Origin of the sequence: Noviluteimonas lactosilytica (assembly GCF_020866925.1) — a bacterium.
In the GTDB taxonomy this organism is placed as follows: Bacteria; Pseudomonadota; Gammaproteobacteria; order Xanthomonadales; family Xanthomonadaceae; genus Noviluteimonas; species Noviluteimonas lactosilytica.
This window is the reverse complement of record NZ_JAJGAK010000001.1, coordinates 636,971-654,734: the sequence shown is the minus strand read 5'-3', so window position 1 is coordinate 654,734 and position 17,764 is coordinate 636,971. Positions and strand designations below refer to the sequence as shown.

Below are 17,764 nucleotides of genomic sequence, written 5' to 3'. Positions count from 1 at the left end.
GCACGATCCTTTGAGGACGATCCCTTGAGAATCGGCCTGCGCGTCTTCCTCGGCTACTTCGCGATCGTCGCGCTCGCGGCGTTGCTGCTCGCGCGGGTGTTCGTCGCCGAAGTGAAGCCCGGCGTGCGCCAGGCGATGGAAGACACGCTGGTGGAGACCGCCAACGTGCTCGCCGAACTGGCCACCGACGATTTCCTCGCCGGCCACATCGCCGATGGCCGCTTCGCCGAACGCGTGAAGGCCATGCAGGCGCGCGATCTCGGCGCAGCGATCTGGGGCTTTGAAAAACGCAGCACGGCCACGCGCGTGTACGTGACCGATGCGCGCGGCGTCGTGGTGTTCGACAGTTTCGGCCGCGACGTCGGCAAGGACTACTCGCGCTGGAACGACGTCTATCTCACGCTGCACGGGAAGTACGGTGCGCGCTCCACGCGCAGCGATCCGAACGATCCGAACTCGACCGTCATGCACGTCGCCGCGCCGTTGAAAAGCGCCGACGGCCGCATCGTGGGCGTGCTCACCGTCGCCAAGCCGAACCAGACGCTCGCGCCGTTCATCGAACGCAGCCAGCGCAAGGTGATGCAGTGGGGCTGGTTGTTGATGGGTGCGGCGTTGTTGATCGGGCTGCTCACGGCGTGGTGGTTCGGTCGCCAGCTCGGTGCGCTGAAGCGTTACGCGCACGCGGTGACGGCGGGCGAACGCGCGACGCCGCCGAAGGCGAGCGGCGAGTTCGGCGACCTCGGCCAGGCGCTGGAAACGATGCGCACGCGCCTGGAAGGCAAGCAGTACGTCGAGCAGTACGTGCATACGCTGACGCACGAGATGAAGAGTCCGCTCGCCGCGATCCGCGGCAGCGCGGAACTGCTCGAGGACGCGAACGCCGATCGCCCGATGGCCGACGCGGACCGCGCGCGCTTCGCGGCATCGATCCGCACGCAAAGCGAGCGCCTGGCGCAGATGATCGACAAGCTGCTCGCGCTCGCGGCGGTGGAACATCGGCAGATGCTGGAAACGCGCGAGCGCGTCGACCTCGCGGAACTCGCGGGCGAGGCCGTCGCGCAATGCACGCAACGCATGCGCGAGGCCGGCGTGCGCGTCGAACACGGCGGCATCGCGCCTGCGTTCGTCGAAGGCGATGCGTTCCTGCTGCGGCAGGCGATCGCGAACTTCATCGAGAACGCGGCGGCGTTCGCACCCGCGGGCTCGACCATTGCGCTGGACATCGCGCGCAACGGCGAGCGCGTCGTGCTCACGGTGGCGGATCGCGGCCCCGGCATTCCCGATTACGCGATGCCGCGCGTGTTCGAACGTTTCTATTCGTTGCCGCGTCCCGAGGGCGGCAGCCGCAGCAGCGGCCTCGGCCTGTGCTTCGTCGCGGAAGTCGCGTCGCTGCACGACGGCACGGCAGCCCTGGCGAACCGCGAAGGCGGCGGCGCGATCGCGACGCTCGACCTCCCCGCGGCCTGACTTCACCCCCGCCACACAATCCCGCCATCGCCCGCGCACGCGTCGGCGCGAGGCTGCGCGCATGTCAAAACGGCAAGGAGCCGTCATGCGCCTGGCACTGAAATTCGTCATCGTGTTTTTCCTGACAATCGGGTTGCTGATCCCGATCCTCGCCATCCGCGGCACCATCGCCGAGCGCGAGCAGTACCGCGCGGAAGCGATCGCCAACGTCGCCGCGACGCACGCGGGCAAGCAGGCCGTGCTCGGCCCCGTGCTCGTCGTGCCCTACGTCGAACTGGTGGAGCAGCAGGAAGTCGGCCCGCAGGGATCGCGCAAGGTGTTGCGCGAACAGACGGGGGCGTGGACGTTCTTCCCGTCGACGCTGCAGGTCGACGGCACGCTTGCACCGAACACGCGCAAGCGCGGGTTGTATCGCGTGCCCGTGTACGAACTCACGATGCATTCGCGCGCCGCGATCCAGGCGCGCATTCCCGTCGATGGCGTCCATCCCAGGCGGATCGGGCGGCCTTACGTGGCCGTTGGTGTGTCCGATGTGCGCGGCTTCGTGGGCACGCCGTCACTGAAGGTCGACGGGCGATCGTTGCCGCTCGCGGCGGGATTCGGCGCGCGGTCGCTGGGCGGCGTGCATGCACGACTCGCGCCGCCGCGCGCTGGCGAAACGCTCGCGCTCGACGTCGCCTTCGATGGTGTCATCGGCGGCACCGAAGCGATCGCGCTGGTGCCGATCGCGCGCGACAACCGCTTCGCGCTGCAGTCGACGTGGCCGGATCCAATCTTCGGCGGCGACTTCCTGCCGCGCACGCGCACCGTCGACAAGAACGGCTTCCGCGCGCGCTGGGAGATCTCGTCGCTGGCGACGAGCGCGCAGGCCGAGTTCCTCGCGGCCCCCGATGCATCGACGCTGCTGCGCGTGGGCGCCACGCGCGGCGCAGACAAGATGACCGAGTCGATCGACGCCGTCGGCGTGACCCTGTTCGACGCGGTGGACGCCTACACGCTGGCCGACCGCGCGACGAAGTACGGCATCCTGTTCGTGCTGCTGACCTTCGTCGGCTTCTTCATGTTCGAACTGATCAAGCAGCTGCCGATCCACCCCATCCAGTACGGCCTCGTCGGCCTCTCCCTCGCGATCTTCTTCCTGCTTTTGGTGAGCCTGAGCGAACACATCCGCTTCGGCGCCGCGTATCTGATTTCGGCCGCTGCCTGCATCGGCCTGTTGGGGTTCTACCTGAGCGCGGTATTGCGCAGCACCACCCGAGGCCTCGGCTTCGCCACCATGCTCGCCACCCTCTACGCCGCGCTCTACGGTGTCCTCATCTCCGAAGACAACGCCCTCGTCCTCGGCGCCGGCCTGCTGTTCCTGATCCTCGCAGCGATCATGGTCATCACCCGCAAAGTCGACTGGTACGCCCTCCAGCGCCAACGCATCGGCGAAGCCGTGTGACACGCGCTGCTCGCATGTCGTCGTGCGCTCTTGATCTTTGAATCGATCAGAAGGGAAGGCAGTGAAGTGAGGTGCGGAGGGGCATGCATGCGTGTATCCCCCGCAGAGCACGGCCATGGATGGCCGTGCGCCCGGTCTTTGGCTGGCCATGGATGGCGCTGCCAGGACCGGCGAAGGGGGATACACGCATGCATGCCCCTCCGCCCATCAAATCGCCACGGCTTTTGCTTCTGAACAAATCAAAAGAGCGTCGCGCCCGGCACACACCACAGCGACAGCGAGGCAATGCACGTTCCGATCGCAGTGGCGGCGAGCACATCGCTCGGATAGTGCAACCCGAGCACCACCCGCGACACGGCGACCGTCGACGCGAAGGGGACGAGGACCCACGCGAGGACCGGATAGTGCGCGAGCGCGACGAGCGTGAAGGCCACCGCGTGCAGCGTGTGGCCGGAAGGGAAACTGAACTCGTCGAGCGGCGCGACCCACGCATGGATGCGTGCGTCGCTCGCGAATGGGCGAGGCCGCTTCGTCCACCGCTTCAACCACGCATACAGGCCGAGTGCGATCGCCCCGGTCACGGCGAGATGCGCGGCGGCGAACAACCCAGCGCGTCCGTCGACGGCAATCACCACGGCCATCAACGCATACCATGCCGCGCCGTCGCCGAGCCTGCTGACGACCGCGAACACGCTGCGCACCTTGCGGCGTTCGCACCAATGGTTCGCCTTCAGGCACCACGACGAATCGATGTCAGGCAAGTTGCGCATGCGGATTCCTCCGGCGGGCGAGCCACTGCAGCAGGGCGTCGAATTCGGCGGCGACCTGGTCGGGATGCAGGTGTTCGATGGCCGCGCGCGCGTTCGTGCGCATGCGACGGAGCAGCACGTCGTCCGCGGCCAGGTGCATCGCCGCGGTGACGAACGCGGCGGCGTCGCCGTCGTGCACACGCATGCCGTGTTCGCCGTTGCACAGGTGCTCGCGCGCGGCGCCGTAGTCGAAGGCGATGGTCGGCACGCCGCTGGCCATCGCTTCCAGGGTTACGTTGCCGAACGTTTCGCTGCGACTCGGGAACAGGAAGAGATCGCCGCTCGCGAAATGGCGCGCCAGATCTTCGCCGCGCTGCAGGCCGGCGAACACGATGTCGGGATTGGCGGCCGCGAGCGAAGCGCGCAACGGGCCTTCTCCGACGAACACCATGCGCGCTTCCGGCCGCACGCGTTGCAGTGCGCGGAAGGCGGCGAGCGCGAGCGTCAGGTTCTTTTCCGCCGCGATGCGGCCGACGTGGATCGCGACGAGCGTGCCGTCGCCCGCGCCCCAGGATTCGCGAAGTCGCGTGTCGCGCTTGCTTGGATGGAACAGCACGCCGTCCACCGCGCGCGCCAGTCGCATCGGGTTCGCGAAGCGGCGACGGGTGAGGTCGTCCTGCAATTCGCGCGTCGCCACCAGCGTCGCATCGCCCGCGTTGTGGAAGCGGCGCATCCATTGCATCGCGATCGGTTCGAGGAAGCCGAACCCGTAGTCGCGCATGTAATGGTCGAAGCGCGTGTGCAATCCGGTGGCGACCGGCACGTTCAACGCGCGCGCGGCGCGGCGCGCGGCCCAGCCGAGCGGGCCTTCGGTGGCGATGTACACTGCGTCCGGTCGCTGCGCGCGCCAGTGATTGGCGAGCGTGCGCAATGCCGGCGCACCGAAGCGCAGGCCGGGATAGCGCGGCAACGGGAAGCCGCGGACGAGGAGGGTGTCGTCGACCTCGTCGCCGTCGTGCGGTTGGCGCGGACGCACGAGATCGATCGCGTGGCCCCGGGCGCGCAGACCGTGCGCGAGGCTTTCGACGGTCAGCGCGACCCCGTTGATCTCGGGCGGCCAGGTTTCGGTGACGATCGCGTAGCGCATGCCGCGCAGGCTGGGCGCGGGCCATGACGCGCGGGTTTCGCGGGGATGACCGGGCTGTCATGTAAACGATCCCTCCTGCGTTTGGATGGGCCCGGCCGTCGACTGGGACCGTTCGTCGGCGTTGATCCCCACTGCGCTTGACATCCGGCACTGTTCCTACTGTACTAGTCACCACAGTACACATAGGACACCTCGATGGCCCGGACCCAGGCCCTGATGCTGCAGATCGCGACCGGCGACCCCCGGCCGATCAGCAAGCAGATCGTCGACGCGGTACGCATGAAGATCGCGACCGCCGAACTCGAGCCCGGCGACCAGCTGCCCAGCGTGCGCGGCCTCGCGCAGCAGCTCACGGTCAACCCGAACACCGTCGCCAAGGCCTACGCCGAACTCACCGCCGAAGGGTGGGTGGAATCGCGGCAGGGCCTGGGCCTGTACGTCGCGCCGCCGCGCCAGCGATTGAGCGACGCGGAGCGTTCGCGCCGCCTGGACGAGGCGATCCAGCGCTTCCTGCACGACGTGATCGCACTCGACTTCGCGCCTGACGAGGTGCAGGCGCGCCTCCACCACGAATTTCTTGCGCTTGCGCCCCGCAAAAGCGCCTGACACGACGGACACCGAACGCCCATGAGCCACAACGAATACGTCATCGAGACGCAGGCGCTGAGCAAGCGCTACGGGCGCAAGCTCGCGCTCGATCATCTCGACCTGCGCGTGCCGCGCGGCCGCATCCACGCAGTGGTCGGTGCGAACGGCGCCGGCAAGTCGACGCTGTTCCGCATCCTGCTCGGTTTCCTGCCGCCGACCGCGGGCAGCGCGCGCATCCTCGGCCGCGATTCGCAACGCCTCACGCCGGAAGACCGCGGCCGCACCGGCTTCGTCAACGAAGAACACACGCTGCCGGGCTGGATGCGCGTGAACGCGGTGACCGACATGCATCGTCGCCAGTATCCGCGCTGGAATGAAGACGCGTTCCGCAACGTGCTCGGCCACTACCACGTGTTGCCGGAACAGAAGGTCGCGCAACTCTCGCGCGGCGAACGCGCGGGCTTCAACCTCGCGCTCGCACTCGCGCAGGGACCCGAGTTGCTGGTGCTCGACGAACCGACGCTCGGCCTCGACGTCGTCGCCAAGCGCGCGTTCCTCGAATCGCTGATGTACAGCAACGCCGCCGAAGCGTGCACGGTGATCTATTGCTCGCACCAGATGGAAGAGATCGAGCGCGTCGCCGACAACCTGATCATCCTGGAGCAGGGCAAGTTGATGCACATGTCGGCGCCCGACGATTTCTGCGCGCGCGTGACGTACTGGATCGCCGACATTCCGTTCAAGGGTCCCGATCCGCGCACCGTGCCGGGCCTGCTGGAATTGCAGCGCCTCGATGGTTTGCACCACTACCTCGTGCTCGACCAGGACGACGAGTTCGCCGAGTTCCTGCGCGCCAGCGGCGCGCGCTCGGTGCAGAGCATGCCCGTGAGCCTGGACCGCGCGGTCAACGGCTTCCTCGCCAAGAACCACGCCGCGCCCACCAAGGCGCATGCCTGACCGCATCGGAGCGATTGTCATGATGGATTTGCTGAAAGCCGAACTGCTCCGCTTCCGCTGGTGGGCGATCGGGTGCTTCGTCGTCAACCTCGTGGTGCTGGGATTCCTCACGCGCGTGGTCGATCTCGCGCAGCAGCCCGACATGGTCTACCAGGTGTTCGCCAGCGTGTACGGCGCGCTGGGCCTGTTGCTCGGGCTGTACCAGATGGGCGGGTATCGGCGCCCCAATACATGGCTCAACCTGCTGCATCGACCGATCGCGCACTGGAAGATCGCGGTCGCGCTCGTCGGTGCGGCCGCGATCCTGCTCGCGGTCGGCGTGTTGCTGCCCGCGCTGATCGTTGCCGGATGGCAGGAGGGGATGACGCCGCGCGTGGTCGACGTGCGCCACGTGTTGCTGATCGGCTCGGCGTGGATGATCGCGGTCTGCGCGTATCTCGCCGGCTGCTTCCTGATGTTGTCGGATCGGCGCGTGGGCTTCTGCGCGCTCGTGTTCCTCGCGTTGTTCGCGGCGTCGGAAGCGACGGGCGTCGGCGCGTTGCTGCTGCAACTGCTCGCGATGGCGTGGCTGGCCGCGATGGTGCTGGTCGCGTTCAAGCCCGATCTCGGCGCGGCGCCGCGCGGTCCCGCGCGTACCGCGATCATCGCCGCGCCGATGCACATCGCGATGTGGATGGTGATCGTGCTGGTCGGCTTCGGCGTGGAGTTCGTGTGGATCGCGCAGGGCTCGCATCCGAACAACATCGAAGTGCCGCAGGCCAACGGCGAGAAGGAACTCGAGAACGCGGAAGGCAAGGACGTGTTCCGCCTCGGCCTGCGCGACGACGCGCTGGTTGAACGTCGCGACGCGAACGCGCCGCTGTGGCGCGAGCAGGCGCAGATCTCGGAGATCTTCGCGGTCGGCCCCGGCATGCGCACGATGCCCGCACGCGGCCAGCTGATGAACCTGGCGCCGATGGAGTTCGACGACGCAGAGCATCGCATCCGCTGGGTCTTCAGCCACGACACGATGCGCTTCGAGGGCTACAGCCTGGTCGACCGTCGTCCCGCGGGTTCGCTCGGCGTTGCGGGCGATCGTCCGTTCCCCGCGCCGGTGATGCCGGGGCCGAAGGGCGTGCTGATCGATCGTTCGACGGTCTACCAGTACGACCAGGATGCGCGCCTCGTGCTGCCGCGTGCGCGGTTGCCCGCGGGCGAGATCTTCACCGGGTACGGCGAAGCGGGCGACGCCGTCGCGGTGCTCAGCGATCGTGCGTTGTACTTCTACGACGCGCGCGAACTGGAGAACGACGACGGCGTGCTGCAACCGCGCCAACGCGTGCCGCTGCCCGGCGCAGTCGGCGACCTGCAGCGGGTCGATGCGATGGAACTGATCGATGGCTGGCTGCTGTCGTTCGCCTACGTGCGTTCGTCCTACAACGCCGAAGGTGCGCTGCCGTTCCAGCAGATCGTGCATGTCGACGATGCGGGTCGCGTGCGAACCGTCGCGCGTCGTGACGTGGTCCGCGATTACCCGGATACGTGGCGTTACCAGAACTGGTTCCCGTCGCCCGTCGTGTACGCCGTGCAACGCGCCGCGAAGAACGCGTTCGCCGACGGCATGGCGCCGCTGCGCAAGGAACCCGCGCCGATCCCGCGCGCGATCCAGGTGCTCGCTGGCGCGCTGATGCTGTTGTCCGCGATCGGTGCGTGGTGGCGTGCGCGACAGACGGCGTTGTCGCCGGCCGCGCGCATCGCATGGATCGTCGTGTGTGCGATCGCAAGCCTGCCTGCGTTGATGACGCTGTGGCTGCTGTATCCGAAGCGCGAGACCGTGGACGACATCGTCGTCGACGCGCTGCCCGCCACCGCCTGAGTTGGAGACAAGTCGATGATCGGTTTCCCGGAATGGATCGGGCGGGGCGTGTTCGCCCTCGCGATGGCGGTGTGCATGGCGGGCGCGACGCATGCGGCGCCGCGAGATCCGCTCGATGTGCAGGCGCTGCAAGCGGAAGTGGCGAAGGAAAGCGCGCAACCAAAGGCGCGCCAGTTGCCGCGCACTGCGTTCCTCGCGTCATCGGAACTTGTCGGCGCGTGGCTGTCGCCGGATGGTCGCCGCGTCGCGTGGCTGCGCGAGGAAGGACGCAATCGCGCGTTGTGGGTCGCGCCGATGCAGGGCGGCAAGCCCGTGCGCCTGCTGCCGAACACCGACGCGACGTCGCTCGCCTGGTCCCGCGACGCGCGCTGGGTGTTCCTCGAATCGCCGCGCCAGGTGTTCGCGCTCGCGATGGCGGGGCAGGGCGGATCGCGTGCGATCGCGAAACTCGGCGGTCGCTGGCCGCGTGAACTGCTCGGCGCCGATCCGGCATTGCCCGCGGCCGTCCTGCTGCTCGAAAGCCCGCCGATCGTCTCGCGCCTGCCGAAGCGTTGGCGCATCTGGCGCATCGACGCACAGGGTCGCGAGACACTGGTGCGCGAGGATGCGAAGCAACTCGTCGACGTCGCCGTCGACGCGCGCGGACGCCTGGCGTTCTTCACGCGCGTGGAGAACGCGCACTACGCTGTGTATCGCATGCGCGGCAACACGCCGGTGCGCGCGATGCGGTGCGTCGATCTCGAACGTTGCGGGTTGCTCGCCGCGTCGGCCGATGGCCGCGAAGCCACGCTGCTCACCGACGTCGGTGCGAACCATCGCCGCCTCGCGCGCCTCAACGCCGACGATACGCTGACGACGCTGCATGCCGACCCGCGCGGCGAAGCGGACCTGCAGGACGTCGCCTTCGACGCGCGTACGCAACAACCGATGGTGGCCGGCTATCGCAGCACGGTCGCCGCCAATTATGGCCTCACGCCCGACGCACAACGTCACGTCGCACGCATCGAAGCGCGCTGGCCCGATCGCAACCTGCGCATCGAAGTCGGCACGACGCAGTGGCTCGTGCACGAACGCGCGACGACGATGAAGGGCGAACGCCTGCACGCCTACGATCCGGCGACGGGCGCCTTCCGCGACGTGCTCGTCGACGTCGGCACGCGCTGGCGCGGCAAACCTGCTCCTGCGCTGGACCCCGCCGCGTTGTCGCGCAAGATCCCGTTCGCGTATCGCGCCACCGACGGCATGACCATCCACGGATACGTGCTGGTGCCGCACGGCGTCGATCCCGCGCGCGCGCCGATCGTCGCGCACGTGCATGGCGGGCCGTTCTCGCGCTTCGGGCCGGAGTTTTCCAGCGTCTCGCAGATGCTCGCCAATCGCGGCTACGTCGTGTTCGAGCCGAACTTCCGCGGCTCGACCGGCTTCGGTCGCGCGTACATGCGCGCGGGCAAGGGCGACTTCGGCAATGGCCGCGTGCAACAGGACATCGTCGACGGCGTGCGCTTCCTCGCGGCGCAGGGCATCGGCGATGCGAACAAGGCGGGCATCGTCGGTGCGTCGTTCGGTGGTTATTCGACGTTGATCGGGCTGACGTTCCAGCCCGATCTGTTCCGCGTCGGCGTCGCCGCGGTGCCGCCCGCCGATTTCGGCTGGGTGCTGCGCTGGTATTCGCAGTCGGTCGACCAGATGGCCACGGGCATCCCGATGTCGACGAGCATGCGCCTGCTCGACCTGGATCCCGCCGACCCCGCGGTGCTCGAACGTTTGCGCGCGCAGTCGCCGATCGGCAACGCAGAGAAGATGACGCGTCCACTGCTGCTGCTCGCCGGCGCGGACGACGAACGCGTGCCGATCCGCAGCGTGCTGCACTACGCGGCGGCATTGCAGGTGCGCAACAAGGACGTGACGTTGCTCGTCGATCCCGACGCGCGCCATTCGGTCAGCGATCCGCGCACGCGCGAGGCCTACCTGTACCTCATCGAACGCCTGCTGCATCGACGCCTGGGCGGCGCTGCGCCCGAAGCGCCGAGTGCCGGCTTGAAGGCGACGCTGGGGAAGGATTTGCTGCTGCGCGGAAGCGACTTCCGCGACTAGTCGACTTCGGCGACTAGGCGGCGTCGATGCGCAGCGTCACGCCCAGGTCGGCGGCGTCCTCGGGTTCGCCGCTGATGTCCTGGCGTACGAGCGGGCGCTGGTCCAGCCAGCGCTTGTCGAGGGTGAGTTCGAGCGTTTCGCCGTCGACCTTCGCGTCGATGCGCGGCACGGCGTCCGCTTCGTGCGAACGATGCAGGAGCACGGCGATGCGCAGCAGCGCGGCGATGTGCTTGGTGCGCGCGAGCAGGCGGTCGGGGATCGCGTCGAACGCGCTCTTCGGGATGCCGCGGCGATGCGTGCGCACGAGCGAGGCGAGCAGGCGCTGTTCCTGTTGCGAGAAGCCCGCGATATCCGAGTGTTCGAGCACGTACGCGCCGTGCACGTGGTACTGGCTGTGCGCGATGGCGAGGCCGAGTTCGTGCAGGTTCGCCGCGCGCGAAAGCATTGCGCGATCGTCGCCGGTCAGCTCCCATTCGTCGCAGGTGGCGTCGAACAGTTGCATCGCGGTGTCTTCGACGCGTTGCGCCTGGCCGGGGTCGATGCCGTAACGCTGCATCAACGCCGCAACGGAGGCGTCGCGCGGATCGTCCGCGCCGCCGCGGCCGAGCATGTCGTACAGCACGCCTTCGCGCAGGGCGGCCTTGCTCACCGCCATGCGTTCCAAACCGAGCACGTCGAACGCCGCTTCGAGCACGAGCAATCCGCCGGCGATGATCGGCTTGCGTTCGGCCGGCAGGCCGGGCAGGTCGATCTTGTCGATCGATTCGGCCTGCAGCAGGCGATCGCGCACCTGCGGCAACGCCTGCGCGGTGACCGCGCCCTTGGTGAGTTTCATTGCCGCGCAGATATCGCCGATCGCCTTGTTGGTGCCCGACGAGCCCAGCGCTTCCTGCCAACCGAGCGCGCGGTACAGGTTCGCGAACTGCTGGAACTCCGCGCTCACTTCGGTCAGCGCCTTGTTCCAGCGCTTGCGCGACAACTTGCCGTCGGGGAAGAAGCGCCGCGTGGTCGCGACGCACCCCAATTGCAGGCTTTCGCGCTCGATCGCTTCGAGCCCCGAACCGATGATGCATTCCGTCGAACCGCCGCCGATGTCGATCACCAGGCGCAGTTCACCGGGCTTCGGCGGTTGCGCGTGCGCGACGCCAAGGTAGACGAGGCGCGCTTCCTCTCGGCCTGATACGACTTCGATGGCGTGGCCGAGCGCGGTTTCCGCGGGCAGCAGGAACGCGGACGGCACCGCGAGTTGCCGAACGGTGTTCGTCGCGATCACGCGCACGCGCTGCGGCGGGATGTCGCGCAGGCGCTGGCCGAAACGTTCGAGGCTTTCGAGCGCGCGTCGCAGCACCGCCGCATCGAGCCCGCCCTTCGCATCGAGGCCTTCGGCGAGCCGCACCATGTCGCGGATGCGATCGACCACGCGCAGCTGGCCGAGCACGTAACGCGCGACCACCATGTGGAAACTGTTGGAGCCGAGGTCGACGGCGGCGAGCAGGTCGCCGTCCTGCAAGGGCAGGGCGGTGGCGCGCGGGCGGGCGAGGATCTCGTTCACATGCAGATCTTCGCGAGCAGCCAGCCCTGCGCCGAATGCGGCATCTCGTCGCCGACCGGTTGCACGCGTTCGTAGCGACCGTCTTCCTGCAGCGACCACGCGTTGACGTTGTCGGCGAGGTAGTTGATCAGCGCTTCTTCGCGCACGCGTTCGGCGAGTTCCGGCTCGAGCACGGGGAAGCCGGTTTCGATGCGGCGCAACAGGTTGCGTTCGAGCCAGTCGGCGCTGGAGCAATACAGCTCCGGGTCGCCGTCGTTGGCGAAGAAGTACACGCGATGGTGTTCGAGGAAGCGGCCCACGATCGAGCGCACGCGGATGTTTTCGGAAATGCCCGGGATGCCGGGACGCAATGCGCACGCGCCGCGCACGATCAGGTCGATCGAAACGCCCGCCTGCGACGCCGCGTACAACGCGCGGATCACCTGCGGTTCGTTGAGCGCGTTCATCTTGGCGACGATGCGCGCGGGCTTGCCGGCGCGCGCGTGCTTCGTCTCGCGATCGATGCGCGCGAGCACGCCCGCGTGCAGCGTGAACGGCGATTGCAGCAGGCGCTTGAGCTTGATCGCGGGCGCCAGGCCCGAGAGCTGGCGGAAGATCAGGTCGACGTCGTTGCCGATGTCGGGATCGGCGGTGATCAACCCGAAGTCGGTGTACGCACGCGCGGTGCCGGAATGGTAGTTGCCGGTGCCCAGGTGCACGTAGCGGCGCAGCTTGCGGCCTTCGCGCCGCACGATCAGCAACATCTTGGCGTGCGTCTTGTAACCGACGACGCCGTACACGACCTGCACGCCCGCATCCTGCAGGCGGTCGGCGAGGCCGAGGTTGGCTTCCTCGTCGAAGCGCGCGCGCAGTTCGACCACGACCGTGACGTCCTTGCCGTTGCGCGCGGCCTGCACGAGCTGGTCGACGATCGGCGAGTCCTTGCCGGTGCGGTACAGCGTCTGCTTGATCGCGAGCACGTTCGGATCTTCGGCCGCCTGCTTGATCAGCTCGAGCACGGGCGCGAAGGAATCGAACGGGTGGTGCAGCAGCACGTCGCCTTCCGCCACGCGTTCGAACATGCTGTCCATGTCGCGCAGCACGCGCGGCTGGAACGGCATGTATTTCAGGTCGGGGCGCTGCACCAGGTCGTACACCTGGATGACGCGGTTGAGGTTGACCGGGCCGTTGATGCGATAGACCGCGTTCTCGGGCAGGTCGAAGTTCACCAGCAGCGTGCGCACGATGTCGTTCGGGCACTGCTCGGCGATCTCCAGGCGCATCGCGCGCAGGTAACCGCGGCCGATGAGCTCGTCGCGCAACGCGAGCGCGAGGTTCTCGACTTCTTCCTCGTCGACGATCAGCTCGGAGTTGCGCGTCACGCGGAACTGGTAGGCGCCCTTCACTTCCATGCCGGGGAACAGCTCGTCGACGAACGCCGACAGCACCGCGGACAGGAACACGAAATCGGTCGGCCCGCCGGTGACTTCCGGCGGAATCTGGATGATGCGCGGCAACGAACGCGGCGCGCGCACGATCGCCAGGTGTCCCGCGCGGCCGAACGCGTCCTTGCCCTTCAGCACGACGACGATGTTGAGCGACTTGTTGAGGATCTTCGGGAACGGGTGCGCGGGATCCAGGCCGAGCGGCGAGAGCACCGGCAGGATTTCGTCGCGGAAGTAGTCGCGCAGCCAGCGCGTCTGCTTCGCGTTCCAGGCATCGCGCGGGAGGATGCGCACGCCGGCATCGTTGAGCTGCGGGCGCAGTTCCTCGTTCCAGCAGCGGTACTGCGAGTCGACGAGGTCGGCCGCGCGCGCGTGGATTTCCTTCAGTACCGTCGCCGGCGCGAGACCGTCGGGACCGGGCGGCACGCCGAAGTCCTGCGCGTGGCGCACGGTGGCGGCGCGGATCTCGAAGAACTCGTCGAGGTTCGTGCACGAGATGCACAGGTAACGCAGGCGCTCGAGCAGCGGCACCTGCGGATCGCGCGCCTGCGCGAGGACGCGGAAGTTGAAGTCGAGCTGCGACAGTTCGCGATTGAAGTACAACGCGGGGTCGCGGAGCGGGTCGACGTCCTGGGGCGTGTCGAGGGCGGCGTTCATGGCTTGGGTACGGGCACGTGGCGCGATTCTGCCTCAGCGGGCGCGTCGAAGGGATCATCGCGCGGAATCACGCGATCGGCGGCGAAGTGGCACGCGAACGTGCTGCCCTGGCCGACTTCGCTGCGGATCGACAGGCGTGCGCCGTGCAACTGCAACACGTGCTTGACGATCGCAAGGCCGAGGCCCGTGCCGCCGCTTTCGCGCGAACGGCTGGTCGACACGCGATAGAAACGCTCGGTGATGCGCGGCAGGTGCGCGGCGGGAATGCCGTAGCCGGTGTCGGTGACCGACAGCATCGCGCCCGCGCCTTCGGGCGCGAAGCGGATCGTGATCGTGCCGCCGGCCGGCGTGTAGCGCACCGCGTTGCTGACGAGGTTGGAGAACGCGCTGTGCAATTCCTTGGTGGAACCGCGCAGGTCGAGCGCAAGGCCGGTCTGCACGGTGAGGTCTTCGCACAGGACGAGGTGGCGGCCCTGGCTCAAGGCTTCCGCTTCACGGCGAAGCGTCGCGAGCATCGAGGCCATCGACACCGGATCGTCGACCACGCCTTCCTGTGCTTCCAGGCGCGAGAGCGTGAGCAGGTCTTCGACCAGCTGCGTCATGCGCTGCGACTGTCGCTGCATCTCGGCGAGCATCGGCGCCCATTCGGGGTTGTCGGCGGGGTCGAGCAGGTCGAGGTAACCGTGCACGACGGTCAGCGGCGTGCGCAGTTCGTGCGACACGTTGGCGACGAAGTCGCGCCGCATGTGTTCCAGCCGCATCAGCTTGGTGACGTCGCGCGCGACCAGCAGCCACAGTTCGTCGGAATACGGGATCAGGCGCAGGCTCAGGCGCACGTTGGCGTCGACGGGCGAGGGCGTGTCGAGCAGCGGTTCGGCGTTGCGGCCGGCGGCGAGCCAGCGCGACATCGACATCGATTGCAGGCGTTCGCCGAGCGGCGCGCCGACATCGCGCGGATAGCGCAGCCCGAGCAACGACGTGCCCGCGGGGTTGAACCATTGCACGCGCTGGCTGTTGCGTTCGATCACCACGACCGCGTCGGGCAATGCCATCGCCGCGGCGCGATACGCGCGTAGCATGTCGATGAGGCGCCGCTTGCGTGCGCGCACGTCCGATTGGCTGCGATGCAGCAGGCGGTCGAGTTCGTTCCACACGCCGTCGCCCGTGGGCGGGCGGATGCGCGCACCGGCCGACAGGCGCGACAGCACGTCATGCAGTCGCGCGTAATGCCACGCGACGATGCCGAGCGCGGCGATCGTCACGACCGGCCACGGATAACCCACGAGCAGCCCCACGACCACCGCGCCGCCGAGGATGGCGGCGAGCTGGCCGAGGGTGCGGGTCCACGTCAGTCGGGCGCGCGGTGGCATGGCCCGCAGTCTAGACCGCGGCGGAGAAGCGATAGCCTGCGCCGCGCACCGTCTGCACCATCGGATCGAGCTGGTGCGGTTCGAGGGTCTTGCGCAGCCTGCGGATGTGCACGTCGACCGTACGCTCTTCGACGTACACGCTGCCGCCCCACACGTGGTCGAGCAACTGCGAGCGGGTGTACACGCGCTCGGGGTGGGTCATGAAGAAATGCAGCAGGCGGTATTCGGTCGGGCCGATCTGCACCGGTGCTTCCTCGGCGAACACGCGGTGCGCGGCGCCGTCGATGCGAAGCGCGCCTACCTTGACGCTGCCTTCCTCGTCGTCCTCGCGCGAGCGGCGCATCACCGCGCGGATGCGCGCGAGCAGTTCGCGTGCGGAGAAGGGCTTGACCACGTAATCGTCGACGCCGGCTTCGAGGCCGCCGACGCGGTCGTTCTCCTCGCCACGCGCCGTGAGCATGATGATCGGCACTTCGCGCGTGAGCTGTTCCTTGCGCCAGCGGCGCGCGAGCTCCAGGCCACTGGTGCCTGGCAGCATCCAGTCGAGCAGGATCAGGTCGGGGACCTTGTCGGCGATGGCGGTCTGCGCTTCGCGCGCGTCACCGGCATGGACCGGTTCGAACTCGGCCTTCCGCAGGGCGAACGCGACCATGTCGCGGATCGCGGGTTCGTCGTCGACGATGAGGATGCGCTTGAGCATGACGTTGGGGTTCCACCCCGGCAGGCCCCGCCTCGTGCGGGCATGGTGCCAGTAGACGACGGATTTGTGACGGCCCGGTGACATCGTCACCGGACGGTCTTGTTCCGCTCATTCCACCGTCGGGCGGCTAGTTGCGCCCCAGGGACTCGTCCTTCACGCCCTGGCGGTGCAACTCGAGCACCGTCGGGGTGATCGCGTCGATGCGGGCGTCGATGCGCGAGCGCGCGTAGTAATCGAGGTCGCTGCGCTTCTTGAGGTTCTCCAGCTGGACCAGCGCGCGCTCCGGGCGGCCGTTGAGGTATTCGGCCTCGGCGTGCGCTTCGCCGGCGCGGATCGGGTCCCCGGCCAGGTCGCTCGCCCGCCCGAAGGTCTCCTGGTACACCGGATCGTCCGAGGCGACGGCCGCCAGCGGACGCAGGATCGCCTGCGCCTTCTTGCCCGACGCAGCGTCGCCGCGTTCACCGAGCACCTTGGCGTAGGTCAGCACGACCGGGCGGTTGCGCGGCATGCGGTCGACGAGTTTCTGGAAACGCGCGTCGGCCTCGACCTTCTTGCCGGCGCGGGCTTCGAATTCGCCCATCGCCAGTTGCAGCCACGTGTCGTTCGGATTGCGCTCGAGCAGCGGCGCGAGTTCGGCGATCGCCGCCGAAGGCTGGTTGGCTTCGTTGCGCGCGAGCGCGAGCCCGTAGCGCTGCGCGTCGTCGAGCGGCGCCTTCAAGCGCATCCCTTCGTATTCGCGCACCGCCTGCGCAGGCGTGTCGGCGCTGAAGACGCGCAGGCGTTCCCTGGCCCAGCCGAATTCGCCGGTGCCCGCGGGCGCGAGCGAGGCGGCGGACAGGCGCAGGTTGCCGGGGAGCGCGGGGTTGGAGGTGGTCGGTGCGGCGAAGTTCGTGCCGGACGGCATCGTCGACGCGCGTTCCTTCGCTTCGCTGATGCGGGTGACGGTGATCGGGTGGGTCTGCAGGTAATCGGGTGTCCGTTCGCGTTCGCCGCCCTGATTCGCGCGCACCCAGCCCTGCAGCGTGGTGAAGAATTCGGCCATCGCCTTCGGGTCGTAGCCGCCGCGCGACAGCGTCTGCATGCCGATGCGATCGGCTTCGGCTTCGTTGTCGCGCGTGTAGTCGATCTGGCGCTGGTACATCAGCGCCTGGCCCGCGGAGAGCGCGGCCATCGAGGCGTCGTCGGACGAATTGCCGCCGGACGATTGCGCGACCATGATCGCGCCGAGCATCGCCAGCAGGATCGGCACGCTGTCGCGCTGCGCGCGTTCGACGCCGCGCAGCACGTGGTCCTGGGTCACGTGCGCGATTTCGTGCGAGAGCACGCTGGCCACCTGGTCTTCGCGGGTGGCCGCGAGCACGAGGCCCGCGTTGGTCCCGATGTACCCGCCCAGCGTGGCGAACGCGTTGATCTGGCGGTCCTTCAGCAGGAAGAAGTTGAAGTCCTGCTTCGGCTTGTCGCTGTTGGCGGCGAGGCGATGGCCGACCGACTGCAGCCACTGCTCGAGCAGCGGATCGTCGAGTACGTAGCCGTAGTGGCGCAGCTGCGCGAGGGTCATCGCGCCGTATTCCGACTGCTGCGCCGGGTTGAGGACCCGGCCGGCGGAGGAACCGATGTCGGGAAGCTTGGCGCTGCGGTTCTGCGCGTCCAGGGGCGCGGCGATGGCCACGGTGGCCAGCACGGCGAGCGCGAAGCGGAGCAGGGGATGTGAAGAGTTGGCGTGCACAGGGCTTCCTCGCACGGGGCGGGTGAACCGGTTA

Annotated in this window: 13 protein-coding genes; 6 read left to right on the top strand and 7 right to left on the bottom strand. The window is 68.3% G+C overall.

The annotated features are described in order from the left end of the window. Positions 1-24 precede the first annotated feature (24 nt). On the top strand, positions 25-1,467 hold the full coding sequence (creC, locus tag LK996_RS03270; protein WP_230525724.1) for a two-component system sensor histidine kinase CreC: 1,443 nt from the start codon (positions 25-27) through the stop codon (positions 1,465-1,467). A gap of 85 nt (positions 1,468-1,552) precedes the next feature. Beyond that, the gene (gene creD, locus LK996_RS03265) at positions 1,553-2,911 is read left to right on the top strand and encodes a cell envelope integrity protein CreD (RefSeq protein WP_230525723.1); all 1,359 of its coding nucleotides are present in this window, start codon (positions 1,553-1,555) and stop codon (positions 2,909-2,911) included. A 239-nt stretch (positions 2,912-3,150) separates the two neighbouring features. Here creD and LK996_RS03260 read toward each other — a convergent pair whose 3' ends face one another. Beyond that, positions 3,151-3,681, bottom strand: a complete 531-nt coding sequence (locus tag LK996_RS03260) for a phosphatase PAP2 family protein (RefSeq protein WP_230525722.1) — start codon at positions 3,679-3,681, stop codon at positions 3,151-3,153. Beyond that, a complete protein-coding gene (locus tag LK996_RS03255; RefSeq protein WP_230525721.1) occupies positions 3,665-4,807 on the bottom strand; it encodes a glycosyltransferase family 4 protein in 1,143 nt (380 codons plus the stop codon). Before LK996_RS03255 ends, LK996_RS03260 begins: the two co-directional genes overlap by 17 nt. A gap of 195 nt (positions 4,808-5,002) precedes the next feature. Between LK996_RS03255 and LK996_RS03250 the strand changes: the two genes are divergently transcribed. From LK996_RS03250 to LK996_RS03235, 4 genes are read left to right on the top strand one after another with little or no spacing between them, the layout of a single operon-like run. Then, a complete protein-coding gene (locus LK996_RS03250; protein ID WP_230525720.1) occupies positions 5,003-5,413 on the top strand; it encodes a GntR family transcriptional regulator in 411 nt (136 codons plus the stop codon). Positions 5,414-5,434: 21 nt separating this feature from the next. Then, the gene (locus tag LK996_RS03245; RefSeq protein WP_230525719.1) at positions 5,435-6,352 is read left to right on the top strand and encodes an ABC transporter ATP-binding protein; all 918 of its coding nucleotides are present in this window, start codon (positions 5,435-5,437) and stop codon (positions 6,350-6,352) included. A gap of 19 nt (positions 6,353-6,371) precedes the next feature. Next, on the top strand, positions 6,372-8,207 hold the full coding sequence (locus tag LK996_RS03240; protein ID WP_230525718.1) for a hypothetical protein: 1,836 nt from the start codon (positions 6,372-6,374) through the stop codon (positions 8,205-8,207). A 15-nt stretch (positions 8,208-8,222) separates the two neighbouring features. Further along, positions 8,223-10,301, top strand: coding sequence for a prolyl oligopeptidase family serine peptidase (locus LK996_RS03235; RefSeq protein WP_230525717.1), 2,079 nt, complete (start codon positions 8,223-8,225; stop codon positions 10,299-10,301). A 13-nt stretch (positions 10,302-10,314) separates the two neighbouring features. On the opposite strand, the gene ppx is transcribed toward LK996_RS03235, so the two are convergent. From ppx to LK996_RS03210, 5 genes are all read right to left on the bottom strand, one after another. Beyond that, positions 10,315-11,844 (bottom strand): exopolyphosphatase, encoded by a 1,530-nt coding sequence (gene ppx, locus LK996_RS03230; protein WP_343225863.1) that lies wholly within the window; start codon positions 11,842-11,844, stop codon positions 10,315-10,317. Positions 11,845-11,849: 5 nt separating this feature from the next. After that, entirely contained in the window at positions 11,850-13,934 is a 2,085-nt protein-coding gene (gene ppk1 / locus LK996_RS03225) for a polyphosphate kinase 1 (RefSeq protein ID WP_230525716.1), read from the bottom strand. Beyond that, positions 13,931-15,304, bottom strand: a complete 1,374-nt coding sequence (gene phoR / locus LK996_RS03220; RefSeq protein ID WP_230525715.1) for a phosphate regulon sensor histidine kinase PhoR — start codon at positions 15,302-15,304, stop codon at positions 13,931-13,933. The genes ppk1 and phoR overlap by 4 nt, the downstream gene beginning before the upstream one ends. 10 nt (positions 15,305-15,314) lie before the next feature. Then, the gene (phoB, locus tag LK996_RS03215; protein ID WP_230525714.1) at positions 15,315-16,004 is read right to left on the bottom strand and encodes a phosphate regulon transcriptional regulator PhoB; all 690 of its coding nucleotides are present in this window, start codon (positions 16,002-16,004) and stop codon (positions 15,315-15,317) included. A 127-nt stretch (positions 16,005-16,131) separates the two neighbouring features. Continuing rightward, complete coding sequence (locus LK996_RS03210; RefSeq protein ID WP_425493732.1) at positions 16,132-17,706, bottom strand: M48 family metalloprotease; 1,575 nt, start codon at positions 17,704-17,706, stop codon at positions 16,132-16,134. Positions 17,707-17,764: the final 58 nt, after the last annotated feature.